This is a genomic window from Streptomyces sp. NPDC025618 (assembly GCF_055558795.1).
Genome location: NZ_JBVHLW010000026.1, coordinates 74,302 through 99,023, shown reverse-complemented (window position 1 = coordinate 99,023; position 24,722 = coordinate 74,302). Strand labels below are relative to the sequence as shown.

Sequence of the window (24,722 nt, the reverse complement as noted above, 5' to 3'; positions counted from 1 at the left end):
ACCCTGAAGCGGATACGTCCCGCACGTGCTCTCCGGTGGGAGGGGGTGGGGCTGGAGGGTGGGGTTCTGGAACGCGGTGCGAATTCGGGGCACTCAATGCGCGGGAGCGCACCCGCACCGCGTTCCAGGTCCCCAGTCCGGAAGACCCGCCCCCGGCACCCACCACACACCCAAGCCCGGTCGGCGACTGAGGCCGCCCGCCGCAGGCGCAGACAACCCGCACCAGACAACGGCGAACCCCACAACCAAAGCCCGGCCGGCGATTGAGGCCACCCGAACCGCAAGCAGCAACGCACCCGCCACCCGGCAACGCACCCGAAAGCGCCACGAACCCCGCCCACCGCGAAGCGCAACGCACCGGAGAGAATGAAGCGTCCACCGCCACCACCAGCACCGGGACTGATCGACATGGGACGGGTCACCGCGCGACGCCGCGTCATCCGCATCCGGGGCGGAGCCGTCGGCACCCGCCCCGATACCTTGGTGGCCGAGGAGCCGATGGAGATCCGGCTGAACGGCAAGCCGCTCGCGATCACCATGCGCACCCCCGGCGACGACTTCGCGCTCGCGGCCGGGTTCCTGGTCAGCGAGGGCGTGCTGGGCAGCGCGGAGGAGCTGGCCCACATCGTCTACTGCGCCGGTGCGACGGACGACGGCTCGAACACGTACAACGTGGTGGACGTACGGCTCGCCCCCGGCGTCCCGCTGCCCGACATCGCGCTGGAGCGCAACGTCTACACCACGTCGTCGTGCGGCCTGTGCGGCAAGGCGAGCCTGGACGCCGTACGGACGACCGCGCGGCATCCGATCTCCGACGGACCGTCACCCATGCGGCTGGAGCCGGAACTTCTCGCCGTACTGCCCGACCGGCTGCGCGCGGCGCAGCAGGTCTTCGACCGGACGGGCGGCCTGCACGGCGCGGCGCTGTTCTCCGCGGACGGCGAACTGCTCGACGTGCGCGAGGACGTGGGCCGGCACAACGCGGTCGACAAGATCGTCGGGCGGGCGCTCCAGCAGGGGCTGCTGCCGCTGTCGGGGACGGTGCTGCTGGTGTCGGGGCGCGCCTCGTTCGAGCTGGCGCAGAAGGCGGTCATGGCGGGGATCCCGGTACTCGCGGCGGTGTCGGCGCCTTCGTCGCTCGCGGTGGACCTGGCCGTGGAGACCGGGCTGACGCTGGTGGGCTTCCTGCGGGGTTCGTCGATGAACGTGTACGCCGGTGAGCAGCGGGTCGTACTGGACTGACGGCGGCCCTTGGGCCCGCGGGTGCCGCCGGGCCGGCCGCGGCGCTCAGTCCCGCACCTGCGCGACCCGGGTCAGGAGGGCCAGGAACTGCTCGCGCTCGGCGGGCGAGAGCACGGCGAGGAGCGTCTCGTTGGCCTCCTCGCCGAGGATCGCGAGGCGGGCCCGGAGCCGGTGCCCCTCGGGGGTGAGGGAGATCGCGTTCTTGCGGCGGTCGGCGGGGTCGGGGGCGCGGGTGATCAGCTCGGCGGCCTGGAGGTCGTTGAGGATGCCGACCATGTCCTTGGGGTCGAAGCCGGTGGTGCGGCCGAGCTCCGCCTGGGCGACCGGGCCGAGGTCGGCGACGGCGGACAGCACGGCGTGGTGCGGCATGCGCATCCCTTCGCGGGCGAGGGCCTCGCCGACGAGGCGGCGGCCGCGCGCGGAGGCGCGGTTGAGCAGCCAGCTGGGGAGGGTGCGGATCCGGGTGAGCGCGGGCTCGTTCTCTGCCATGGCGGGAGCCTACCGAAGAAAACATTGGGCCTACCAATGAAACAGGTATACGTTGGGCTCCCCAACGACATCTGTGAGGTGCCCATGCGCCGTGTCCGGTATCACGAGAACGGCGGCCCCGAGGTCCTGCGCGTCGAGACCACGGACCTCCCCCGCCCCGGCCCCGGCGAGCTCCTGCTGCGCACCGAGGCCGTCGGCGTGACCCTGCCCGTCGTACGCAAGGTGCACGAGGGCGGCCAGGCGTTGCCGGCGAGCCTGGGCGGCGAGGTGGCCGGGGAGATCGTCGCCCTCGGCCCGGACGTGACCGGCTTCGCCGTCGGCGACCGCGTCACCGGCCTGTGCTTCGCCGACGGCTACGCCGATCACTCCCTCCTGCGCTCCTCCATGGCCTCGCCGGTGCCCGCCTCCGCGAGCGCCACGGACGCCGTCGCGCTCGTGCGCTGCGGCCTGGTCGCCCTCGGCGCCTACGCGGCCGCACGACCGGCCGAGGGCGAGTCGGTGCTGGTGACGGCGGCGGCGAGCGGCGTGGGCCACCTGGCCGTACAGCTCGCCAGGGCGCGCGGCGCGAAGCGGGTGGTGGGCGCGGTGAGTTCAGCCGCGAAGGCCGGCTTCGTGCGGTCGCTGGGCGCGGACGAGGTCGTGACGTACGACGCGCTCGCCGGCATCGCGCCGGTCGACATCGTCCTGGACGCGGTCGGCGGCGAGCTCCTCTCCCCCGCGCTCGCGGCACTCGCGCCCGGCGGGCGGCTGGTGGCGTACAGCTCGGGCGGCGGCACGATCGAGGCGTACGACCTGCTGGCCGGCGCGAAGTCCGCGGTCGGCTTCCAGATGGCGCTCATCGCCCGGCACCGGCCCGCGCTGATGGAGCAGTGGCGCCGGGAACTGTGGGAACTCTTCGCCACCGGGCGGCTGCGCCCCCGGATCCACGCCGAACTGCCGCTGGAGGAAGCCGCCGAGGCGCACCGGATCATCGAGTCGCGCGTCAATCTCGGCAAGGTGGTACTGCGCCCCGTGTGAGCTCATTGGCGCAACCGGCCTTGTGGGACCACGGCCCGCCCCGTACGTTCGGGCTGACCGGGCAGCGGCGGACGCACTGCCCGGTTCCCGCGTGTCACGACAGCTCCCGCAGTGCCTCGACGCGAAAGGGCCGGGCCATGGCGCCGCTCCCCCGCACAGGTCACCGACACACCGTCACCTCCCCGCCCCCCGGCACCCGCCGCGCCGCCGGGCGCACGGCGGCGGCCGCGATGTCGGCCGCGCTGCTCGCCCTCGCGCTCCAGCCCGTGCGGGCCGGGGCGACCGGACCGGCGGGGTTCGAGGAGCGCGTGCTGTTCGCGGCGGGCCGGGACGAGCCCGACGCCGGGGAGGAGGAGGGCGAGACCGGGGAGGACGGTGGGAGCACCTACGCCTGCTTCCGCATCCCCGCGCTCGTGACCACGGCCCGCGGCACCCTGCTCGCCTTCGCCGAGGGCCGAAGACACAACTGCGGGGACGCCACCGACATCGACCTCGTCCTCAAGCGCTCCACCGACGGCGGCCGCACCTGGGGGCCGCTGCGGATCGTCGACGAGGGGCACGGCGACACCCACGGCAACCCGGCGCCCGTCGTCGACCGGCGCACCGGCCGGATCGTGGTCACGACGACCTACAACGCGGGCCGCCCGGACGCGGGCAACTGCGACGTCCCCTGCGACCGCACCCCGCACACGCAGTACAGCGACGACGACGGCTCGACCTGGTCGCGGCCGCGCGACATCACCGGGCAGATCCGGCCGCGCGGCTGGAACTCCTGGTACGCCACCGGCCCCGGCCACGGCATCCAGCTCACCCACGGGCCGCACCGCGGCCGCCTCGTCGTCGGGGTCAACGCCCAGAGCCACGACGGCAGCCGGGTCACCGCCACCCACGCCGCGCTCGCCCTCAGCGACGACGGGGGCGCGCACTGGCGGCTGGGCGCGGTGGACACCCACCGCATCGCGCCCGACGGCACCTATGACCAGATGCCCTCCGAACTCACCCTCGCCGAGCGGAGCGACGGCGCGATCCACGTCAACGGCCGTGAGCAGGGCGGCACCGACCTCGGCAACCGCGATGTCGCGGTCAGCCGCGACGGAGGGGAGACCTTCGAGCACCCCTTCCGCGCGCTGCCCGACCTCTACGCCCCCATGGTGCAGGGAGCCGTCGTGCCGCTGCGCGACGGCCGCTGGCTGCTCTCCGCGCCCGCGGACCCCGACCGCCGCCGCGCGATGACCATCCGCTCCTCCTACGACCAGGGGCGCACCTGGGAGAGCGTCGAACGCGGCAGGCGCGTCACCGCCGACTGGTCCGGCTATTCCGATCTGGCCGTCATCTCCCCCGGGACGGCCGGCCTGCTCTACGAGGCGGGCAGGGCCGACGCGAAGGACGAGATCCGCTTCGCCCGCTTCACCGAGGACTGGCTGGGCCCGCGCCGCGGCCCCGACCCGACGACACCGGACCGGGCCCCGGGCGCGCCGGCCGCGTACGTTCTCGGCGGGGCCCGGCCGGTTGAGGGCCGCTTCGGCGGGGCGCTGTCGTTCGACGGCACGGACGACGCGGTACGGCTGCCCTTCCGGCCCGAACTCCCGCTCGGTGAACGGGACTTCACGGCGGTGCTGTGGTTCAGGCAGTCCTCCGCCAGGCGTGGGGAGGAGCCGCTGCTGTGGCTGGGCGGGGTCGGCGGCGCTCCCCAGGTCTCCCTGCGCAGCGACGCCCGGGGCGTCACCGGCTCCCTCACCGCGGTGACGGGCCCGGGACCGGCCCACTCGGCGACGGCACGCCTGCCCGGCGCGTACCGCGATGACCGCTGGCACTTCGCGGCCCTGCGCCGCGGGGGCGACCGCCTCACCCTCACGGTGGACGGGGCGTCGGTGGGGGTGGGGGGTGCCGCCGGGTCGGTGAGCCGTACGTCCACGTTCGGCGTGCATGTGGGGCAACGGCCGGATGGCCGGGGGTATTTCCTGGGATCGATGGATGAAGTGCGGGTGTATGGGCGGGGGTTGTCGGATAGCGAGCTTTCGCGGTTGCGGGGGGCGAATGGTGGGGTGGGGGCGCGGGGGCTCTTGACCTGGCTGCGGCTGGATGGGCGGGCGGGGCGCTGACGCCTGCGGCGGGCTTTTTCCCCAGCCCCGCCCCTTCCCGGCTGCATCTGATGTGCGGCTCCGCCGCGTGGGGGCGCGTGCCCCGGACCCCCGGCTGCGGGTTTCGTTGCCGCCTGCGGCGGGAGCGCCCTGCGGGCGCGTCCTCAATCGCCGGACGGGCTGATGGTGCGGACCGTAGCCAGCACATTCAGCCCGTCCGGCGATTGAGGACAACGCGGCGAAGCCGTGTTGCTGGGGCCCGGGGCGCGTAGCCCAGGTTTCGGGAAGGGGCGGGGCTGGGGAAAAGCCCGCCGCAGGCGTCACTCACACCCGCCCCGCCACCTCACGTACCACCGGATCACCCACCGCCACCTCCCTCGCGTACCGCTTCGAAAGCACCGCGCAAACCATCAACTGCATCTGATGGAAAAGCATCAACGGCAAGACAGCCAGACTCGCCTGCCCCCCGAAAAGCACCCCGGCCATGGGCAAGCCCCCGGCAAGGCTCTTCTTCGAGCCGCAGAAGATGATCGCGATCCGGTCCTCGCGGCTGAAGCCGAGGCGGCGGGAGCCGTAGGTGGTGAGGGTGAGCATGACGGCCAGCAGGACCGCTTCGACACCCAGCAGGGCCAGCAGGCGTACGGGAGTGACCTGGTGCCAGATGCCGCGGATGACGCCCTCGCTGAACGCCGCGTAGACGACGAGGAGGATCGAGCCCCGGTCGACGTAGCCCAGGACCTTCTTGTGGCGGACGAGGAAGCCGCTCACCCAGCGGCGCAGCAGCTGGCCGGCGAGGAAGGGGATCAGGAGCTGGGTGACGATCGAGAGCAGGGAGTGGGCGGAGAAGCCGCCGCCGCTGTTGCCCAGGAGCAGGGCCGCGAGGAGAGGGGTGAGGACGATGCCGACGATGCTGGAGAAGGAGCCCGCGCAGACCGCCGCCGCCACGTTGCCGCGCGCGATGGAGGTGAAGGCGATGGACGACTGGATGGTGGAGGGGACGAGGCACAGGAAGAGCAGTCCGGAGTGGAGCTGCGGGGTCAGGACGTAGGGGACGAGGCCGCGGGCGGCCAGGCCCAGCAGGGGGAAGAGCACGAACGTGCAGGCCAGGACCGTGACGTGCAGCCGCCAGTGGCGCAGGCCGTCCATCGCCTCGCGGGTGGAGAGGCGGGCGCCGTAGAGGAAGAACAGGAGCGCGACCGCCCCCGTGGCGCTGCCGCCGGCGATCGGTGCGGCGGCGCCGCGGGCGGGGAGCAGGGCGGCGAGGAGCACCGTGCCGAGCAGGGCGGCTATGTAGGGGTCCACGGGGACGCGGGAGAGGAAGGCAGGGCGTCGCATGGTCCCCAGCCTGCCTCTGACCTGCGATATCGGGAACCCCGTTCACCGCACTGACTGTTATCACTGATGGCGATAGCCTGGTGGGGTGTTCGATCCCGTGCAGCTGCGTACGTTCCTGGCCGTCGCCCAGACCCTGAGCTTCACGCAGGCCGCGCGGCGGCTGGGGCTGCGGCAGTCGACGGTGAGCCAGCAGGTGCGCAGGCTGGAGGAGGCGGCGGCGGGGCGGCAGCTGTTCGCGCGGGACACCCACGGCGTGGAGCTGACCGAGGACGGCGAGGCGATGCTCGGCTTCGCCCGGACGATCCTGGAGGCGAACGAGCGCGCCGCGGGCTGGTTCGCGGGCACCCGGCTGCGCGGCCGGCTGCGGTTCGGGGCGTCGGAGGACTTCGTGCTGACCCGGCTGCCCGAGATCCTGGAGGGCTTCCGCAGCGACCACCCGGATGTGGATCTGGAGCTGACCGTGGACCTCTCGGGGACGCTGCACCAGCAGCTGGAGGCCGGGCGCTTCGACCTGGTGCTGGTCAAGCGGCACCCCGACGAGCCGCACGGGCGGCTGGTCTGGCGGGACCGGCTGGTGTGGATCGGCAGCGAGCGGCTGCGCCTGGACGCGCACCGGCCGCTGCCCCTGGTCGTCTTCCCGCCGCCCGCGGTGACCCGGGCCCGCGCCCTGGAGGTGCTGGAGCGGGACGGGCGCGCCTGGCGGGTGACGTGCACGAGCGGCAGCCTCAACGGCCTGGTGGCGGCGGCCCGCGCGGGGCTGGGCGTCATGGCCCACACGCAGGGCATGATCCCGCCGGGCCTGGCGCGGATCCCGGCCCGCGCGGGCCTGCCGGAGCTGGGCGGGATCGACGTGGTGCTCATGCACGGCCCGGGTGCCGCCGCGCGGGGCCCGGCGGAGGCACTGGCCTCGGCGATCCTCGCCTCCGGCGACCGCCTCCAGACCCCGGGTCCGCCCGGCGGCGCGGGCTGACACCCGCCCCAGGGGTGGACGACAAGCGCAGACGCCGTGGGGATTCCGTGCCGGGACGGGGCAAGGCCGTACGGAAAAGGGTTCATGACCCACCCGGATCGGGTACGGTCACGGCGCTGCACGGAGCGTCACGAGAAACAAGCAGGAGCTGGCCAGTTGCGCGAGTTCACGGTCCCACCGCTGGTGACGGCGCCCCACGTCGGAGGACTGGCGGACGTCGTCTTCGACCGCGCGGCCGAGCACCCGGAAGAGGTCGCGCTCGCCCGCAAGGGCCCGGACGGCCGGTGGCGGGACGTGAGTGCCGCGACCTTCCGCGACGAGGTGCTGGCGCTGGCGAAGGGCCTGCTCGCGGAGGGGATCCGGTTCGGCGACCGGGTCGCCGTGATGTCCCGTACGCGCTATGAGTGGACGCTCTTCGACTTCGCCCTGTGGACGGTCGGCGCGCAGTCCGTGCCGCTGTACCCCACTTCCTCGCCCGAGCAGGTCGGCTGGATCCTGCGCGACGCGGACGTCAGCGCCTGCGTCGTCGAGCACGAGGACCACGCGATGACCGTCGGCTCCGTCGTCGACGGGCTGCCGCGCCTGACCCGGCTGTGGCAGCTGGACGCGGGCGCCGTCGAGGCGCTGACGGCCGCGGGCGAGCGGATCGAGGACGAGGTCGTGCACCGGCACCGGCTGGCGCTGACCGCCTCGACCCCGGCGACCGTCGTCTACACCTCCGGCACCACCGGCCGCCCGAAGGGCTGTGTGCTGACCCACGCCAATTTCATGGCGGAGGCCGACAACGTCGTGGAGCGCTACGCGGGCGTCTTCCGCTCCCGGCCGGGCGAGACGGCCGCCACCTTGCTCTTCCTCCCGCTGGCGCACGTCTTCGGGCGGATGGTGCAGGTCGCGGCGGTGCGCGGCGGGGTCAAGCTGGGCCACCAGCCCGAGCTGACGGCAGCGGCGCTGCTGCCGGATCTGCGGGCCTTCCAGCCGACGTTCGTGCTCGCCGTGCCGTACGTCTTCGAGAAGATCCTCGCGGCGGCCCGCCGCGCGGCGGAGTCCGAGGGGCGGGGCGGCGCCTTCGACAAGGCCGTCGACGTGGCGGTGCGGTACGCGCGGGCGCTGGAGGAGCGGGCCTTCGGCACCGGGCCGGGGCCGGGCGCCGGGCTGCGCGTGCAGCACCAGGTCTTCGACCGGCTCGTCTACGCCCGGGTGCGCGCGGCCCTGGGCGGCAGGGTGCGGTACGCGATGTCGGGCGGCTCGGCGATGGACCGCGAGCTGGGGCTGTTCTTCGCGGGCGCGGGCGTGAGCGTCCTGGAGGGGTACGGCCTGACGGAGACCACGGGCGCCGCGACCGCCAACCCGCCGGAGCGGACCCGCTTCGGGACGGTGGGGCAGCCCGTGCCGGGCACGACCGTGCGCATCGCCGAGGACGGCGAGATCTGGCTGCGCGGCGGGCAGGTCTTCTCCGGCTATCTCGGCGACGGGCGGGAGACGGACGCGGTGCTGCGCGACGGCTGGTTCGCCACCGGGGACCTGGGCGCGCTCGACGAGGAGGGCTATCTCACCATCACCGGCCGGAAGAAGGAGATCCTGGTGACCTCGGGCGGCAAGAGCGTGTCACCGCTGCCGCTGGAGGACCGGGTGCGCTCGCACCCGCTGATATCCCACTGCGTCGTGGTCGGCAACGACCGCCCGTACGTGGCCGCGCTGGTCACCCTCGACCTGGAGGCGGTGGGGCACTGGCTGCGGCTGCGGGGCAAGCCGTGGCGGGAGCCGGCCGAGCTGGTGCGCGATCCGGAGCTGGAGGCCGAGGTGCGGCGGGCGGTGGTGGCGGCCAACACCCAGGTGTCCCAGGCGGAGTCGATACGCGCGTTCCGGATACTGTCCGCCCAGTTCACCGAGGAGCACGGGCTGCTGACGCCGTCGCTGAAGCTCAGGCGCCGGGCCGTCGAGAGTGCCTACTCCCGGGAGGTGGAGGCGCTCTACCAGAGGTGACCTCGCGGCGGCACGGGTCAACCGGGAATGCGGTGGCGTAGATTCCGGTTGACGATGGACGTCACTGCACGACCGACGTAAGGATCCATGCTCGTGAGCAAGGTCCCCTCCATCTCCCTGAACAACGGCGTCGAGATGCCCCAGCTGGGCTACGGCGTATGGCAGGTGCCGGACGATCAGGCGTTCGATGCCGTCACCACCGCGCTGGAGACCGGCTACCGCAGTATCGACACCGCCGCGATCTACGAGAACGAACGGGGCGTGGGCAAGGCCATCGCCGCGACGGACCTCCCCCGCGGCGAGCTCTTCGTGACCACCAAGGTGTGGAACTCCGACCACGGCTACGACCCCACGCTGCGCGCCTTCGACGCGTCCCTGGAGCGGCTCGGCCTGGACTACGTGGACCTCTATCTCATCCACTGGCCCGTGCCGGCGCGCGACACCTTCGTGGACACCTACAAGGCCCTGGAGAAGCTCCAGGCCGACGGCCGGGCCCGGGCCATCGGCGTCTGCAACTTCCAGCCCGCCCACCTGGAGCGGCTGATCGCCGAGACCTCCGTGGTCCCCGCCGTGAACCAGATCGAGCTGCACCCGAACCTGGCGCAGTCCGAGCTGCGCGCCTACCACGCGCGCCACGGCATCGCCACGGAGGCGTGGTCCCCGCTCGGCCAGGGCAAGGGGCTGCTCTCCGACCCCGTCGTCGTCCGCCTCGCCGCCAAGCACGACCGGACCCCGGCCCAGATCGTGCTGCGCTGGCACCTCCAGCTGGGCAACGTGGTCATCCCCAAGTCCGTGACCCCGTCCCGGATCCGGGAGAACCTCGACGTCTTCGGCTTCGAGCTGGACGGCGAGGACCTGCGGGCACTCGCCGGGCTGGACAACGGCACCCGGCTCGGGCCGGATCCGGACGAGTTCGACCTCTGACGGACGGGCATGGATGAGCTCGGCGGTACCGGACAGAAGTCCGGGTGCGGAAACCGGCCGTACCACCGAGTCGAGGAGAGACGGTCATGACGACGAGCCCGTCCACAGCCACGTCCGGCGAGCAGGGCACGACGGTCCAGCCCAGCACACCCGGTGCCGACGCGCCGGCGGCCACCCGCGGCCGGACCACGATCGCCGACGGCGTCGTGGAGAAGATCGCGGGCCTGGCCGCCCGTGAGGTGCCGGGCGTGCACACCCTCGGCGGCGGGTTCGCCCGCACGCTGGGCGCGGTGCGCGAGCGCGTGCCCGGCGCGCGGTCGAACGTCACGCGCGGGGTGAAGGTCGAGGTCGGCGAGCGCCAGACGGCGGTCGACCTCGACATCGTGGTCGAGTACGGCGTCCCGATCACGGAGGTCGCGGGCGAGGTGCGCGAGAACGTCATCGCCGCGGTCGAGCGGATGACCGGCCTCGAAGTGGTCGAGGTCAACATCGCGGTGGTGGACGTCCGGCTGCCGGACGACGACGAGTCGCTGGAATCGGAGTCGAGGGTCCACTGACCCTTGCCCTGACCGGGGCCGTGCGCCACAACCGGCGCGCGCCGCAACGCGGCTTCGCCGCGTTGTCCTCAAGCGCCGGACGGGCTGAATCCGCTGACTGCGGTCCGCGGAAGACCAGCCCGGCCGGCGTTCGAGGCCGCCCGCCGCAGGCGCCGACCGGTCCACGGCCGAAGCGCAAGGCCCTTACGAACGCGCCCCGTGCCCGGAGGCGATCGCCTCCACGCGCCGCGCCAGCTCCACGTCCAGCCCCGTCACCTTCCCGCCCACACTGTGCGTGTTCACGCTCACGAGGATCGTGTTGTAACCCAGCGTCAGATCCGAGTGATGCCCCAACTCCTCCTGGATCTGGGCGATGTGAATCACCATCGCCGCCGCCTGGAAGTGCCCTTCGAAGGAGTACGTGCGGCTGATCCGGTCACCGTCCGTCGTCCAGCCGGGCAGCTCCTGGAGGCGGTCCTCGACGTCCTTCTGCGAGAGCGGTTCGACGGCCATGAGGTATCCCCTTCGTCGCGGGTGCCGGTTACCCAAGCGTCCCACGGGACGGGGGCGGTTTCGCGTCAATGTGCGGGGCGACGCACAGCGAGTCCTCTGAAGCCTTCCGGGGTACAGGTGACGCCCATATGCTCCGGCGCCGGAAGTGACGGTTCACCGGCGGCAGGGGGCTGGGCACATGGGCGGTACGGGCGGCACACGCAGGGGTTTCCTCGGTGGCGCGGCGGCGGTCGCCGCGGCGGCCGGAACCCCCTCGCTCGCGGGCGGACGGGCGGCCGCGGCGCCCCGCCGGAGATCCGGCGGGCAGAGCGTCGCGGTGCTCGGCGGCGGCGTCGCCGGGCTGACCGCGGCCCATGAACTCGCCGAGCGCGGCTTCCAGGTGACGGTGTACGAGAAGAAGGCCCCCGGCGGCAAGGCCCGCAGCATGGGCGTGCCGGGGAGCGCGCGGGGCAACCGCAGACCCCTGCCCGCCGAGCACGGCTTCCGCTTCTTCCCCGGCTTCTACCGCAACCTCCCCGACACCCTGCGCCGCATCCCCTTCCCCGGCAACCCGGGCGGCTGCCACGACAATCTCGTGCCGTCCTCCGAGGAGCTGTTCGCCCGGATCGGCCACGAGGACATCCGGCTGCCCTTCCACACCCTCGGCCGGCCGCCCGCCCTCCTCACCCCGGACGCCCTGCGCCGCGCGCTCCTCGGCTTCTTCGACGCGTTCGGCAACATCCCGGCCGGCGAGCTGGCGTACTTCGCCGACCGGATGCTCGTCTGGTTCACCAGCTGTGAGCGGCGGCGGCTCGACGCGTGGGAGCGGATGCCCTGGTGGGAGTTCATCCGCGCCGCGCGCATGTCCCCGAACTACCAGCGGCTGCTGGCCATAGGAATCACCCGCAACATCGTGGCGACGAAGGCGGAGGTCGCCAGCACCCGGACCGTCTGCACCTGCGTGGAGGCGTTCCTCTTCAACGTGCTGGGCCGGGGCGCGGACGGCGAGCCTGACCGGGTGCTCAACGCCCCGACCGACGAGGCGTGGATAGACCCCTGGGTGAGCTGTCTGCGCTCGCTCGGTGTCACCTTCCGCGTCGGCTGGACCGTGCGGGACCTCCGTCTCGACGGCGGCCGGATCGCCGAGGCCGTCGTCGAGGACCCCGCCGGGGCCCGGCGGCCGGTGACCGCCGACCACTTCGTCTCGGCCATGCCGGTGGAGCACGCCCGTACCACCTGGAACGCGCAAGTGCGCGCCGCCGACCCGCAGTTGGGCCGCTGCGACGCGCTGCGGACCGACTGGATGACGGGCATTCAGTTCTATCTGACGGAGCCGGTACCCATCGTCCACGGCCACGTCAACCACATCGACTCCCCCTGGTCGATCACCTCCGTGGGGCAGGCGCAGTTCTGGTCCGGCCGGGACTTCCGCGCCGACTACGGTGACGGCGTGGCCGTCGACTGCCTGTCGGCGGATGTCTCCGAGTGGGACAAGCCCGGCATCCTCTACGGCAGGACCGCCAAGCAGTGCACGCGCGAGGAGGTCGCCCGCGAGGTGTGGGCGCAGATGAAGGCGGGGCTCAACGACACGGGGCGCACGGTGCTGAGCGACGCCTCCCTGCACTCGTGGTTCCTCGACCCGGCGGTGGAGATCGGCGGTCCGCGGCCCGTCAACGACGAGCAGCTCCTCATCCACCCCGTGGGCACGTGGTTCAACCGCCCGCAGGCGCGTACGGCCATCCCCAACCTCTTCCTCTGCGGTGACTACATCGCCACCGACATCGACCTCGCCACGATGGAGGGGGCCAACGCGTCCGCCCGCGCGGCGGTCAACGCCCTGCTGGACACGGTGGGATCGACAGCGGAGCGGTGCGCGGTGATCCCGCTGTACCGCGCGCCCGAGCTGGAGTTCTTCAGGGGGAACGACGAGGTGCGGTACGGCCTGGGGCTGCCGAACGCGCTCGACGTGGGATAGCGCCCCGCGGCACCGCCCGCCGATTATTGACTGATCGTTCTGGATAGGTCTACGGTCGGACACGTGGCCAGGACCAAGGAATTCGACCCGGACGCCGCCCTTCAGTCAGCCCTGGAGCTGTTCTGGCGGCGCGGTTACGAAGCGACGTCGCTGACGGATCTCGTCGAGCACCTCGGCATCGCGCGGGCGAGTCTCTACGCGACCTTCGGGAGCAAGCGCGAGCTCTATCTGAAGGCCCTGGAGCGCTACGGGGAGCAGGGTGATCCACGGATCGTGGAGGAGCTGTCGCAGCCCGGTCCCGCGCTGCCCGCGGTGCGGGCCCTGGTGCGGCGGTTCGCCGACGAGGCCGCCCGCGACGACCTGCGGCGCGGCTGCTTCGTCACCAACACGGCCGTCGAGCTCGCGGCGCACGACCCGGCCGCGGCCCGCAGGGTCGGGGAGAGCTGGCACGCGCTGGAGACCGCGCTCGTCTCGGCGCTGATGCGGGCGAGGGCGCAGGGCGAGCTGCCCGCCGGGCGGGAGCCGGTCGCGCTGGCCCGGATGCTGATGGTGCTGATGCAGGGGATGCGCGTGGTGGGCAAGGCGGACCCGGGGCCGGCCAGGCTGCGGGACGCGGCCGCGCAGGCGCTGTCCCTGCTGGACTGAGCGCGGCTCCCGCTCGGGGCCGGGCCCATTGCCACCCTTATTCAAGACCGATCATTCTTGTTCAAGCTTGTTCGAGAGAAACCGAGGGGTAGTCGTCATGACCGCACGCTTCACCGGCAGGACCGTTCTCGTCACCGGAGGCGGTACGGGCATCGGCCGGGCCATCGCGCTCGCCTTCGCCCAGGAGGGCGCGCGGCTCGTGGTCGCGGGCCGCAGGGCCGAGCCGCTGGCGGAAACCGTCGCGCTGGTGGAGAAGGAAGGCGGCGAGGCCCTCGCGGTCACCGCCGACGTGACCGTGTCCGCGGACGTCCAGGCGCTGGTCGCGCGCACCGTCGAGCACTTCGGCGGCCTCGACGTGGCCGTCAACAACGTCGGTCTGTTCGTGCCGCCCGCCAAGGTCGCCGACATCTCCGAGGACGACTGGGACTCGGCGCTCGCCACCAACGTCAAGGGCGTGTGGCTGTCGATGAAGCACGAGATCGGCCACATGCGGGCCCATGGCGGCGGCGCGATCGTGAACGTCTCGTCCAACCTCGGCGCCCATCTGCGCGTGGAGGGCCTCGGCGCGTACGCGACGAGCAAGGCGGCCGTCTCGGCGCTCACCCGCAACGCCGCACGGGACCACATCGGTGACGGGATCCGCATCAACGCGGTCAGCCCCGGCCCCGTGGACACCCCGATGTCCAGCCGTCCCGGCGAGTCCGCGGGGGACAAGGCGGAGCGGATGCGGCAGACCGTTCCGGCGGGGCGCGCGGGCGCCCCCGGCGAGATAGCGGCCGCGGTCCTCTACCTCGCGTCGGAGGAGGCCGGCTTCACCGTGGGCGCCGACCTCCTCCTCGACGGCGGCATCACCGCCTGACGGACTCCGCGACCGGCTCGGCGGCTTCCGGCGCGTCCTCCTGGGACGTGCCGGAGGCCGGGCGGCGGGCCGCGATCCACACGTACGCGAGGATGCCCGCGAAGAGGAACAGCACGCCCTGGTAGATCGCCGCGTAGCCCGCGCCGGCCACCAGCCAGAAGGAGAAGGCGAACGCGCCGAGGGCGAGCACCATGTCCCGCGCCAGCCGGCCCGTGCGGACCTTGTCGCGCTGCCCCGTCAGCAGGAAGTACACCTGCGCGGCCGCGGCCAGCAGATACGGCACGGTCGCGGAGAAGGTGGTGATCAGGACGAGGATCTCGAAGACGCCGCCCTCGCCGAGGGTGTAGTTGACGAGGGTCAGCAGCGAGGCCAGCACGGCGGCAGCGAGGACGCCCACCGTGGGCACCCCGCGGCGCTTCTTGCCGAAGGCCGCCGGGAAGAGGCCGTCCTTCGCCGCCGCGTACGGGGCCTGGGCGCTCATCAGCGTCCAGCCGTTGAGGGCACCCATGATCGAGATCACCGCGGCGGCCGCGATCAGCGTGCCGCCCCAGTGGCCGCCGAACATCGCGTTCACGGCGTCCGAGAACGGCGCGGTGGACTTCACGAGCTTGTCGTGCGGGACGGTGCCGAAGACGGACAGCGTGCCCAGCAGATAGACCACGGCCGCGCCGATGGTGCCGAGCACGCTGGCGCGCCCGACGTTGCGCTCCGGGTCGCGGACCTCGCCCGCGCTCATGGCGGCGGACTCCACGCCCACGTAGCTGTAGAGCAGGATCGCGGCCGACGCGGTCAGGCCGCCCACCCAGTCACCACCGCCCTCGGTGAAGGCACCGAGGTTCGCGGGGTCGAAGTAGAAGAGGCCCACGACGGCGACGAAGAGCATCGGGACGAACTTCAGCACGGTGGATATCAGCTGGATGGCGCCCACCCAGCGGGTGCCGGCGAGGTTGACCAGCGCGGGCAGCCAGAGGGCGGCCAGGGCCACGACGAGGTCGGTGCCCTTGGAGGAGGTGCCCCCGGTGAGCACATGGAAGTAGCCGACGCCGGCGACGGCCAGGGCGGCGTTGCTGACCCAGGTCATCGTCCAGTACGACCAGGCGGACAGGAACCCGGCGAAGTCGCCGAAGGCCTCGCGGGCGTAGACGTACGGTCCCCCGGTACGCGGATGGCGCTCGGCGAGCCGGCCGAAGACCAGGGCCAGCGCGATCGCGCCGACCGTGAGAACGCCGAACGCGAGCAGGCTGACCGTGCCGAACGGCGCGACGGAAGCGGGCAGCAGGAAAATGCCGCCACCGATGATGTTTCCCATCACCAGGGCGACCGCGGTCGGTAGGCCGAAACGGCGGCTGTTCTTGCCGTCGGTGTCGTGCATGAGGTGGTGCGCCTCTCGTCCTGCGGGCAGGTCGCGGATCTGTGCGACAGGACATGGTGACCGGAGGGTTGACCTCCGCAAAATCCGTGATTTTTGTCCCGCGGAGCGGCACCGCCGACCGCAAAAGGTGCTGCGAGGCCCCCCGCCCACCGTCATTCGTCCACCACCCCCGCCCGGGGGCGGTCGCGGGCACCCATGTGACCTGGGACACCGTGGCGGCGGCGGGCGTCCCACGAGGCGAGGCGGACGGTGCACGGGACCGCCCCCGTCCACCGCGTCGCCGACGCCCGCGGCTGGACGCGTCCTCGCCGGGTGGCGCGTCTCGCGGGCGCGGCTCCAGCGCTGAACTCGGGTGACGGCCAAGGGAGAAGAGTGCTTGCCGTGGCTTCCGGGGCGGGGGCCCTGGGCAGGATGCGGGCATGACCTCGCTTCGTACGCCCCGACTGACGCTGCGCCGCTGGCGCGAGGACGACCTGGAGCCGATGGCAGCCATCAACGCCGATCCGGAGGTGATGCGGTGCGTCGTGAACGGCTCCGTGCGGGACCGGGAGCGGACCGCCGAAGTGATCGCGCGGTGGGAGCGGGAGTGGGACGAGCGGGGAGTGGGCCTCTTCGCGGTGGAGGTGCGGGAGACGGGGCGCCTGGCCGGTTTCACGGGGCTGACCGTGCCGGACTATCTGCCCGAGATCCTGCCCGCCGTGGAGATCGACTGGCGTCTGGGCCGCCCCTTCTGGGGCCGGGGCATCGCGACCGAGGCGGCGCGGGCCGTGCTGCACTTCGCCCTGCGGGACCGGGGGCTCGCCCGGGTGGTGGGCGTGCACCAGGTCGGCAACGCCGCCTCGGAGGCGGTCATGCGGAAGCTGGGCATGCGCCAGGAGCGCGAGACGGTCGCACCGGCGTCGGGGGCACCGGTGCGGGTCCATGTGCTGGAGGCGTGACGGCGGGGGCCCGCCGGCGGGCGGCTAGAGCACCCGGCTCCCCCCGATCGGCAGGTCCCACAGGTCTTCCCTGGGGCGCCCCGTCGACTCCCATGCCGCGCGGACCCTGTGCAGCGGCTCCAGCGGGGGTTCCGCGGAGAGGACGAACGTCGACCAGTGCATGGGGGCCATCACCCGCGCGCCCAGGTCGCCGCAGGCGCGTACGGCCTCCTCCGGGTCGGTGTGGACGGGGCCGAGCATCCAGCGCGGGTCGTACGCGCCGATGGGCAGCAGGGCGACGTCGATGCCGTCGTAGCGGCGGCCGATGGCCTCGAACCAGTGGCCGTAGCCGGTGTCGCCCGCGAAGTAGACCCGGTGCCCGCCGGGGGAGGTGAGCACCCAGCCGCCCCACAGGGAGCGGCAGGTGTCGGTGAGGGTGCGCTTGCTCCAGTGGTGGGCGGGGACGAAGTCGCAGCGGACCGGGCCCGCCGGACCGGGCAGTTCGACGGATTCCCACCAGTCGAGCTCGGTGACGTGGGTGAAGCGGCGCCGCCGCGCCCAGCGGCCGAGGCCCGCCGGGAGGAGCAGGGGCGTGTCGCGGGGCAGGCGCTTGAGGGTGGGGGCGTCGAGGTGGTCGTAGTGGTTGTGGCTGATCAGGACCGCGTCCACGGCGGGGAGATCCTCCCAGCGGACGCCGACGGGGGTGAGCCGGGCGGGCGTGCCGAGGATCTTGCGGGACCAGACCGGGTCGGTGAGGACCGTCAGGCCGCCGACGCGCAGCACCCAGCTGGCGTGCCCGGCCCAGGTGACGGCGGTGGTCGTGGCGTCGACGACGGGCAGCGGGCCGAGCTCGACGGGCAGGGCGGGGACCTGCCCGAGGGCGGCGGGGTCGGGCCGCAGTCTGCGCTCGCGGGCGAGCCGGGCGAGGGCGCGGATCCCGGGCAGCGGGGTGGTGAGGCGGTGGGCGAAGGACCGCGGCCAGAGGCGGTTCTCGCCGAGGGGGCGGGGCCGGGGCCGGGTGAGGGAGTCGGGGGGCTCGGTGAGGGAGCGCTCGGTCTGTTCGGTCATCGAGTGGGCTCCATTCCATGGGGAACCGTTGTGGTGCTGCGCGCGGCCGGCCTCGGGGGCGGCGGCCCGGCGGGCGCTGGAGGATCGGTACGCACGGTCGGCATCGACGGTAGGTCAGCCGTCGGCGAGTTCGCCGAAGACCGAGCCGAATTCGGTCAGCGCCGCCCGGACGCCGGGCAGCGCCAGCGGGTCCGGCGCGGCCAGGGCGCGCTGCCGTTCGGCCTCGGTGGTGCCGAGGAGGGGCGGCGTGGACAGCCGGACCCGGAGGTCGTCGGGGGCGTCCCCGAAGCGGTGGCCGCCGGGGACGGGCCGGCCGAGGGCGGCGCTGAGGTGGGCCTCCAGTTCGACGGAGTCGGTGATGGCGCGGGCGGCGAGGGAGGTGCGGAGCTCGCCGAGGTCGGCGTAGAGATACGGGCCGGTCTGCGGCGGGCGGCTGAGCACCCCGGCGGTGGCGAGCCGTTCGCGGGCGGCGGCGCCGAGGGTGCCGTAGAGCCGGGCGGCGGCGGCCGTCCGGGCGCGTACGGGCCCGGGCTCGGCCAGGGCGTAGGCGGCGGCCGCGGCGACCGGGGGCGCCAGTTCGGCGCGTACGGCGGCGAGCGCCGAGGTGACCCGGGCCCGCAGGACGGGGCCGCGGCCGCCGACGGGGAAGCGGGCCACGGCGGCGGGCCAGGCGGTGGGGGTGAGGGCCCCGGCGAGGTCGGTGAGCACGACGACGTGCTCGGGCCACATCTCGGCGGGGCCGAGGAAGACGGTCCCGCCCCGGTGGTGGCGCGTGTCGCGCCAGGTCTCGTCGCTGACGACGGTCATGTCCTCGGCGACCGCCGCCTCGCAGACCTCGTGCAGGATCTCGGGCGGGGCGATGGTGCCGGTCGGGTCGTCGGCGGCGGACAGGACGAGCAGGCGCGGCCGGCCGCCCTCGGCACGGATCCGGCGCACCGTCTCCAGCAGCGCGAACGGATCGGGCACGCCGCCGCACTCGGCCGGCACGGGCACGTGGAAGGCGGGGCGCCCGGCGAGCCGGACGAGCGGCAGATACCACGCGGCGCAGGGGCGGGTGAGGAGGACGTCGCCGCCCGCCGCGGCGAGCAGGGCGAGCAGCAGCGGGGGGCCGCCGGGGGCGGCGACGACCTGGTCCGGTCCGGTGGGCAGGCCGCGCCGGGTCCAGTAGCCGCAGGCGGCGGCGCGCAGCGCGGAGCCGCCGCCGAGGGGTTCGGGCTCGCTGCGGGCGGCGGCTTCGGCGAGGCGGGCGGCGAGCTCGGGCAGTACGGGGAGGCCGCGTTCCGGGGCGGTGACGGCCGGGAGCGCCGGAAGGCTCGCCTGCATCCGTACCTCCGCCCGCCTCGGCTCCGCGACCACCTTGGCTCTGCGACCACCTTGGCAGATCCCTGGCACGGGGGCGGCCCGACACGGGCTGCGCGGGTGACTCCGGGCGGCGCTTTTTGTTCCCCGGCCCCGCCCCTTCCCGAAACCGGGGAGACCCCGGACCCCAGCGCCCTGAAAGGCCGGACGGGCTGGATTTCCAGCCCGTTGGGGGCACCTCTGGGGGCACCCCCGGACGGAGTCTGGGGGGAGGTAGCTGGGGGAGTTTGAGGACAACGCGCGAAGCGTGTTGCTGAGGGGCTGGGGGCTCGCCCCCCACGCGGCGGAGCCGCACATCAGATGCAGCCGGGAAGGGGCGGGGCTGGGGAACAAAAAGCACCGCAGGCGCAAGCAACCCGCACCCGGAACCGTCAAGCCACCCCCTGCGCACACACCCGCTCGCACAACCGGCTGCACGTCCGCGAGATCAGGCGGGAGACATGCATCTGGGAGATGCCCAGATGGTCCGCGATGCGGCTCTGCGTCATGTCGCAGAAGAAGCGCAGATAGAGGATCTCGCGTTCACGCTCCGGCAGCGCGCGTAACGCCGGTTTGAGGGACTCCCGGTCGACGACGAGGTCGAAGCCGGGTTCGGGCTCGCCGAGGGTGTCGACGAGGGCGTAGTTGTCGTCGGTGCCGGGGAGTTCCGCGTCGAGGGAGAGCGTGTTGTAGCTCTGGAGCGCCTCCAGCCCGGCGCGTACCTCGTCCTCGGTGAGGCCGGTGTGGCGGGCGATCTCCTCGGCGCCGGGGCCGCGGCCGTCCGGGGAGCGGGTGAGCTCGTGGCAGGCGGCGCGCACGCGGTTGCGGAGCTCCTGGACGCGGCGTGGCACGTGGACGTCCCACATGTGGTCGCGGAAGTGCCGTTTGACCTCCCCGACGATCGTGGGCACGGCGAAGCTCTCGAACGCGGAGCCGCGGTCGGGGTCGTAGCGGTGCACGGCCTTGACCAGGCCGAGCAACGCGACCTGGCGTAGGTCCTCGACCGTCTCGCCGCGATTGCGGAACTGGAGGGCGAGCCGCTCGGCCATGGGCATCCAGGCGCGGACGATCTGCTGGCGCAGGGCGTCCTTGGCGGGCCCGTCCGGCAGGGCGGCGAGGCGGCGGAAGGCGGGCTGGGTGTCGGGCGCGTCGTGGTGCGGGTGCGGGCGGGGCGTGGCACGGTGGGCGCGGCCGCGCGGGGCGGTGGCGGTGGGGGCTGTCGTCGCACGGGTCATGGGCATGGAGGTCTCCCTGGAACGGTGTGACGGTGACCACGGGAGTGCCGGCACGAGGGGCTTCCGGACGGGAACCGCGCACGCCCGGAGCCCGGTGGCGGCTCCCGCGGACGTGCTTCCGGTCCGGAGCACACGGTGCGCTTGCCCGGGGCCGCCGGGGGTAAACCGGGCCGGTCGGCGGACGGCGCGGGGCCGCCCGCGGGGGTTCGATGGAGGGTGACCGGCCGCGCGCCCGTCCGCCGTACCGCCGCACCTGGCAGGAGGACATGCCCCGTTGACCGCCCGGACGCGGCGCCGGCCACCCGTACGGGACGGCGGCGGAGCCGGTGAACCGGAGTACGTGGCGCGGGCCCCGTCACCGCTGGTGTCCCACGACGCGGTCGGCGCGAAGTTCGCGCACCCGGACCGGCCGGTGGTGGGGCTGGTGGGGGGACGGCGCGATGCGGATGAACGGCATGGCCGAGCTGATCACCGCCGCGAAGTACCACGGGCGGTGGGAGGGTCGTACGCGGCGTTCGGGCGCTCGGTCGGGATGACCGGCATCCGTGTGGACCGGCCCGAGCGTGTGGAGGGGGCGTGGCGGCAGGCGCCGGTGGTGGTGGAGTTCGTGACCGGCTCGGCGGTGCCGCCGCTCCCGACGGACGTGGGTCCGGTCTGCGAAGTGCGAGCGCGCGCCCGGTGGTTCAGACCTTCCGTCCCAGCTGTGCGAGCAGCCGGGTCTGGGCGTCGGCGTCCTTGGGCGTCTTGACCGGGTCGGCGAACAGGCCGGTGCCGGAGAGGGTTCCGGCGTACGGCTCGACCTCGCGCAGGGTGAACTCCACGAGGGCCGCGGGGAGGTGCTCGTCGGCGCCGATGGCCCGGGAGAGGTCCCAGGCGTGCACGACCGCGTCGGAGACCATCTGCGAGGCGTAGGCGCCCGCTTCGGTAGGTCCGTAGGAGAGCTGGACCGTCCGCTTCAGGGCGCCGGGCGCGCCGAACGCCTCGCGGGCCGCGGCGACGGCGGCGTCCCAGGCGGCGACGGGGTCCTCGCCGAGCACGTCGCCGTCGAGGGAGTCGCCGAGGTCCGCGATGGACGCGCCGTCCAACAGGGGCGGCACCCACAGCTGTTCGGCGGTGAGGTGGTTGACCAGGTCGCGTACGGTCCACTCGGTGCAGGGCGTCGGATCGCCCCACTGACCGGGGCCGACGGCGTGCACACGGTCGGTGAACAGGGCGAGGGCCTCGGCGTGCCGCTCGAGCAGCGTGTCGGAACTCATGGCACCCATTGTCGGCGCGGAGGCGGACGGCGGCGAGGCGGGCGGGGTGAACGCGCCATTGTGGGCGGGCCGCCCGGACGCACCCTTCCCCCCCGGTCCGCGGAATGCGGCGAGACAGCGGGCCCGGGGGCCTTCCGGCGGTGGACGCGCCGGTGGTTCAAGGGCGTTGGGGCGATCGGCTCAAAAGCATCGCGGCGAACTCTTCTTTACTCACCCAACATTGCCGCATGACCATTCCTTGACTAATGTCCGGACGGCACCACCCGAACACGGATCCACATGAACAAAGGCCGGGACCCCTCGCCCGCCGGCGTGGGTCTCGGCCCTGTCCTTGCTGCGTTTCCCAGATGTGTCCCGTGAATGCGCGCGTACCGGACCGGAGCTTCGCAGGCGGCCGGCCGGGGCGTCGCATCGACGCGACCCAATGTTCCGGAGGGTACCCGTGAACCACCCCGATCGGCTACGTGCGGCCATCGCCGAAGACGGAACGACACCCCTGATCGGTGTCTTCGACATGTTCTCCGCCTCCGCCGCGGCCCAGCACTACGACGGCATGTTCGTCTCCGGTTTCGGCTTCGCCGCGTCCCACTACGGCCTGCCCGACATCGGCTTCATCGCCTGGCCCGACCTGGTGGCCTTCGTCCAGCGGCTGCGGCTCGCCTTCCCCGCGCAGCACCTGCTCGTGGACATCGACGACGGCTACGTCGACCCGGAGACGGCCTGCCACGTCGTCCAGCACCTGGAGGCCATCGGCGCCTCCGGGGTGATCCTGGAGGACCAGAAACGGCCGCGGCGCTGCGGCCACGTGGACGGCAAACAGGTGCTGCCGCTGGAGGAGTACCTCGACAAACTCACCATGGTCCTCGAGTCCCGCCGCGACCTCGTCGTCGTGGCCCGCACCGACGCCACGGAGGAGGCGGAGATCCTGCGCCGCGCGAAGGCGCTCGCGGCCACCGACGCGGACGTGGTGCTGGTCGACGGCGTCCGCAGCGTCGACTGGATACGCAAGGTCCGCGAGGTCATCGGCGACAAACCGCTGCTCTTCAACCAGATAGCGGGCGGGAAGTCCCCCCGGCTCTCCCTCCCGGAGCTCGGCGCGCTCGGCGTCGACGTGGCGATCTACAGCACGCCGTGCCTCTTCGCCGCGCAGACCGCGATGGACACGGCGCTGACCGGCCTGAAGGCCGCGGACGGCCGGCTGCCGGAATTCACGGCGGACAGCGTGGGGGTGGCCGAGTGCCTGGCCCTGCTGGAGAAGAACATCAGCCGCCACCACGACCGCGACGGCGCCCCGAAGGTGCCCGTGACGTCCTGACCCGCCCGGAGGCCGGCCGGGCCGCGGGACCGGGCCCGGCCGGCCTCCGCGGAGGTCCGCCGCGGATCCGAGGGGCATCGACGCGGCGCATGGGGGTACCCGGCACTCCATGCGCCGCACACTGAACACCTGGGACCGGAAAGCCTTCCTGGCGGTGGCCGGACGGCACTGGCCGGGCGCCGACCGCGCCCTGCCCCGGCTCTCCCGCGCCGCGGACCACGGCCTCCTGTGGTTCGGTCTGGCGGCGGGCGCCGCGGCCACGGGCGGCCGGCCCGCCCGGCGCGCGGCGCTCCGCGGGATCGCCTCGCTGGCCGTCGCCTCCGCCACGGTCAACACCCTCGGCAAGCGCTCCGTGCGCCGCGTGCGGCCCGTGCTGGACGCCGTGCCGCTCGTACGCCGGCTCGCCCGCCAGCCGGTCACGACGTCCTTCCCCTCCGGGCACTCCGCCTCGGCCGTGGCCTTCGCGGCCGGGGTCGCCCTGGAGAACCGCGGGTGGGGGCTGGCGCTGGCGCCGATCGCCGCGTCCGTGTGCTTCTCGCGGGTCTACACCGGCGTCCACTATCCGGGTGACGTGCTCGCGGGCGCGGCGCTCGGCGCGGGTGCCGCCTTCGCCGTCCGCGGCCTCGCGCCCACGCGCGCCCAGCTCGCGCCGCCCGCGCGGCCCCGGGCGGACGCCCCGGCGCTGCCCGGCGGCGCGGGGCTCGTCGTGGTCACCAACCCCGCCGCCGGGCAGCGGGTGGGCGTGCGCCCGGACGCCGCCGACGAGGTGCGGGCGGTACTCCCGCGCGCGGAGGTCATCGAGACCGGCCCGAACGCCGACGGGCCCGGTGAGCCGCTGGACAAGGCGCTGGAGCGGGCGGCCAACCGCGCCTTCGAACTCGGCGGCGCGCTCGGGGTGTTCGGCGGCGACGGCTCCGTCAGCGCGGCGGCCGCCACCGCCAGACGGTACGGGCTGCCGCTGGCCGTGCTGCCGGGTGGCACGCTCAACCACTTCGCGTACGACCTGGGCATCGAGACCGTCGCCGACGCCTGCCGGGCCGTGGAGTCCGGGGAGGCGGTGGCCATCGACCTGGTGCGGATGGGTGAGCACGGCTGGTTCCTGAACACCTTCAGCATCGGCGCCTACCCCGAGCTGGTGCGGGTGCGGGAGCGCTGGGCCTCGCGGATCGGCGCCTGGCCCGCCGGGGTGCTGGCCGCCGTCCAGGTGCTGCGCACGGCACGGCCGACGCGGATCGAGATCAACGGCAGGTCGCGGGAGCTGTGGATGCTCTTCGCGGGCAACTGCACCTACCGGGGCCTGGGACTCACGCCCTTGCGGCGGCACGACCTGGCGGACGGCGTGCTGGACGTCCGCACCGTCTCCGGCGGCCGGCTGGCCCGTACGCGGCTGCTGCTGGCGGCGCTGACCGGCGACCTCAAGCACTCGCCCGTGCTGAGATCCGCCAGGCTGCGGCACCTGCGGATCGACGGTATCGAGCCGGGCACACACCTGGCGTACGACGGTGAACTGGCGCCCGCGCCACGGTCGTTGACCCTCTCGAAGGAGAACGAGGCGCTGGTCGTCTACCGCCTCCCGACGACACCCTGACCGAATGACGAGACGGTGTTCTCATGATGCGGGAGCGCTGCGTACGGTGAGGGGACCCGCCCGCACCGGAGCGGGCGCACGCCGA

Annotated in this window: 21 protein-coding genes and 1 pseudogene; 14 read left to right on the top strand and 8 right to left on the bottom strand. The window is 73.6% G+C overall.

The features are described 5' to 3' along the window. Positions 1-408 precede the first annotated feature (408 nt). A complete protein-coding gene (gene fdhD / locus ACZ4A5_RS21710; RefSeq protein WP_467586392.1) occupies positions 409-1,242 on the top strand; it encodes a formate dehydrogenase accessory sulfurtransferase FdhD in 834 nt (277 codons plus the stop codon). 45 nt (positions 1,243-1,287) lie between these two features. On the opposite strand, the gene ACZ4A5_RS21705 is transcribed toward fdhD, so the two are convergent. Next, a complete protein-coding gene (locus ACZ4A5_RS21705) occupies positions 1,288-1,731 on the bottom strand; it encodes a MarR family winged helix-turn-helix transcriptional regulator (protein WP_467586389.1) in 444 nt (147 codons plus the stop codon). A gap of 84 nt (positions 1,732-1,815) precedes the next feature. On the opposite strand from ACZ4A5_RS21705, the gene ACZ4A5_RS21700 reads away from it, so the two are divergent. Together ACZ4A5_RS21700 and ACZ4A5_RS21695 are read left to right on the top strand one after the other, a co-directional pair. Next, positions 1,816-2,748: a quinone oxidoreductase family protein gene (locus tag ACZ4A5_RS21700; protein WP_467586387.1), complete on the top strand. Its 933-nt coding sequence runs from the start codon at positions 1,816-1,818 to the stop codon at positions 2,746-2,748. Between the two features lie 137 nt (positions 2,749-2,885). Continuing rightward, positions 2,886-4,850 carry an exo-alpha-sialidase gene (locus ACZ4A5_RS21695; RefSeq protein ID WP_467586383.1) on the top strand — a complete coding sequence of 655 codons (1,965 nt, stop codon included), beginning with the start codon at positions 2,886-2,888 and terminating at the stop codon, positions 4,848-4,850. Between the two features lie 303 nt (positions 4,851-5,153). On the opposite strand, the gene ACZ4A5_RS21690 is transcribed toward ACZ4A5_RS21695, so the two are convergent. Beyond that, positions 5,154-6,164: a bile acid:sodium symporter family protein gene (locus ACZ4A5_RS21690; RefSeq protein ID WP_467586380.1), complete on the bottom strand. Its 1,011-nt coding sequence runs from the start codon at positions 6,162-6,164 to the stop codon at positions 5,154-5,156. 85 nt (positions 6,165-6,249) lie between these two features. Here ACZ4A5_RS21690 and ACZ4A5_RS21685 point away from each other — a divergent pair, with 85 nt between their 5' ends. The 4 genes from ACZ4A5_RS21685 (at position 6,250) to ACZ4A5_RS21670 (ending at position 10,598) form a co-directional block, all read left to right on the top strand. Further along, on the top strand, positions 6,250-7,134 hold the full coding sequence (locus tag ACZ4A5_RS21685) for a LysR family transcriptional regulator (protein ID WP_467586376.1): 885 nt from the start codon (positions 6,250-6,252) through the stop codon (positions 7,132-7,134). Between the two features lie 156 nt (positions 7,135-7,290). Further along, the gene (locus tag ACZ4A5_RS21680) at positions 7,291-9,117 is read left to right on the top strand and encodes an AMP-dependent synthetase/ligase (protein ID WP_467586373.1); all 1,827 of its coding nucleotides are present in this window, start codon (positions 7,291-7,293) and stop codon (positions 9,115-9,117) included. A 93-nt stretch (positions 9,118-9,210) separates the two neighbouring features. After that, positions 9,211-10,041, top strand: a complete 831-nt coding sequence (locus ACZ4A5_RS21675) for an aldo/keto reductase (protein ID WP_467586370.1) — start codon at positions 9,211-9,213, stop codon at positions 10,039-10,041. An 86-nt stretch (positions 10,042-10,127) separates the two neighbouring features. Continuing rightward, positions 10,128-10,598 (top strand): Asp23/Gls24 family envelope stress response protein, encoded by a 471-nt coding sequence (locus ACZ4A5_RS21670; protein WP_467586367.1) that lies wholly within the window; start codon positions 10,128-10,130, stop codon positions 10,596-10,598. Positions 10,599-10,781: 183 nt separating this feature from the next. Here ACZ4A5_RS21670 and ACZ4A5_RS21665 read toward each other — a convergent pair whose 3' ends face one another. Beyond that, a complete protein-coding gene (locus ACZ4A5_RS21665; protein WP_467586364.1) occupies positions 10,782-11,090 on the bottom strand; it encodes a 4a-hydroxytetrahydrobiopterin dehydratase in 309 nt (102 codons plus the stop codon). Positions 11,091-11,268: 178 nt separating this feature from the next. Between ACZ4A5_RS21665 and ACZ4A5_RS21660 the strand changes: the two genes are divergently transcribed. The 3 genes from ACZ4A5_RS21660 to ACZ4A5_RS21650 all read left to right on the top strand — a co-directional run bounded on the left by ACZ4A5_RS21660 (position 11,269) and on the right by ACZ4A5_RS21650 (position 14,548). Then, positions 11,269-13,044, top strand: coding sequence for a hydroxysqualene dehydroxylase (locus ACZ4A5_RS21660; protein ID WP_467586361.1), 1,776 nt, complete (start codon positions 11,269-11,271; stop codon positions 13,042-13,044). 63 nt (positions 13,045-13,107) lie between these two features. Next, complete coding sequence (locus tag ACZ4A5_RS21655; protein ID WP_467586358.1) at positions 13,108-13,689, top strand: TetR/AcrR family transcriptional regulator; 582 nt, start codon at positions 13,108-13,110, stop codon at positions 13,687-13,689. A 97-nt stretch (positions 13,690-13,786) separates the two neighbouring features. Further along, complete coding sequence (locus tag ACZ4A5_RS21650; protein WP_467586355.1) at positions 13,787-14,548, top strand: SDR family NAD(P)-dependent oxidoreductase; 762 nt, start codon at positions 13,787-13,789, stop codon at positions 14,546-14,548. On the opposite strand, the gene ACZ4A5_RS21645 is transcribed toward ACZ4A5_RS21650, so the two are convergent. Continuing rightward, positions 14,538-15,920, bottom strand: a complete 1,383-nt coding sequence (locus ACZ4A5_RS21645; protein ID WP_467586352.1) for an amino acid permease — start codon at positions 15,918-15,920, stop codon at positions 14,538-14,540. The two genes, ACZ4A5_RS21650 and ACZ4A5_RS21645, sit on opposite strands and share 11 nt — an antisense overlap. Positions 15,921-16,339: 419 nt before the next feature. On the opposite strand from ACZ4A5_RS21645, the gene ACZ4A5_RS21640 reads away from it, so the two are divergent. After that, entirely contained in the window at positions 16,340-16,858 is a 519-nt protein-coding gene (locus tag ACZ4A5_RS21640; protein ID WP_467586349.1) for a GNAT family N-acetyltransferase, read from the top strand. 24 nt (positions 16,859-16,882) lie between these two features. Here ACZ4A5_RS21640 and ACZ4A5_RS21635 read toward each other — a convergent pair whose 3' ends face one another. The 3 genes from ACZ4A5_RS21635 to ACZ4A5_RS21625 all read right to left on the bottom strand — a co-directional run bounded on the left by ACZ4A5_RS21635 (position 16,883) and on the right by ACZ4A5_RS21625 (position 20,484). Beyond that, on the bottom strand, positions 16,883-17,905 hold the full coding sequence (locus ACZ4A5_RS21635; protein WP_467586346.1) for an MBL fold metallo-hydrolase: 1,023 nt from the start codon (positions 17,903-17,905) through the stop codon (positions 16,883-16,885). A gap of 114 nt (positions 17,906-18,019) precedes the next feature. Next, positions 18,020-19,228, bottom strand: coding sequence for an aminotransferase class I/II-fold pyridoxal phosphate-dependent enzyme (locus ACZ4A5_RS21630; protein WP_467586342.1), 1,209 nt, complete (start codon positions 19,226-19,228; stop codon positions 18,020-18,022). 407 nt (positions 19,229-19,635) lie between these two features. Continuing rightward, positions 19,636-20,484 (bottom strand): SigB/SigF/SigG family RNA polymerase sigma factor, encoded by an 849-nt coding sequence (locus tag ACZ4A5_RS21625; protein ID WP_467586338.1) that lies wholly within the window; start codon positions 20,482-20,484, stop codon positions 19,636-19,638. A gap of 370 nt (positions 20,485-20,854) precedes the next feature. Between ACZ4A5_RS21625 and ACZ4A5_RS21620 the strand changes: the two are divergent. Beyond that, positions 20,855-21,115, top strand: a pseudogene (locus ACZ4A5_RS21620) (thiamine pyrophosphate-dependent enzyme); the annotation flags it as partial. Between the two features lie 46 nt (positions 21,116-21,161). Here ACZ4A5_RS21620 and ACZ4A5_RS21615 read toward each other — a convergent pair. Then, a complete protein-coding gene (locus ACZ4A5_RS21615; protein ID WP_467586335.1) occupies positions 21,162-21,734 on the bottom strand; it encodes a TIGR03086 family metal-binding protein in 573 nt (190 codons plus the stop codon). Positions 21,735-22,158: 424 nt separating this feature from the next. Between ACZ4A5_RS21615 and ACZ4A5_RS21610 the strand changes: the two genes are divergently transcribed. Beyond that, a complete protein-coding gene (locus ACZ4A5_RS21610; protein ID WP_467586331.1) occupies positions 22,159-23,049 on the top strand; it encodes an isocitrate lyase/PEP mutase family protein in 891 nt (296 codons plus the stop codon). A gap of 109 nt (positions 23,050-23,158) precedes the next feature. Further along, positions 23,159-24,637, top strand: a complete 1,479-nt coding sequence (locus ACZ4A5_RS21605) for a phosphatase PAP2 family protein (RefSeq protein ID WP_467586328.1) — start codon at positions 23,159-23,161, stop codon at positions 24,635-24,637. Positions 24,638-24,722: the final 85 nt, after the last annotated feature.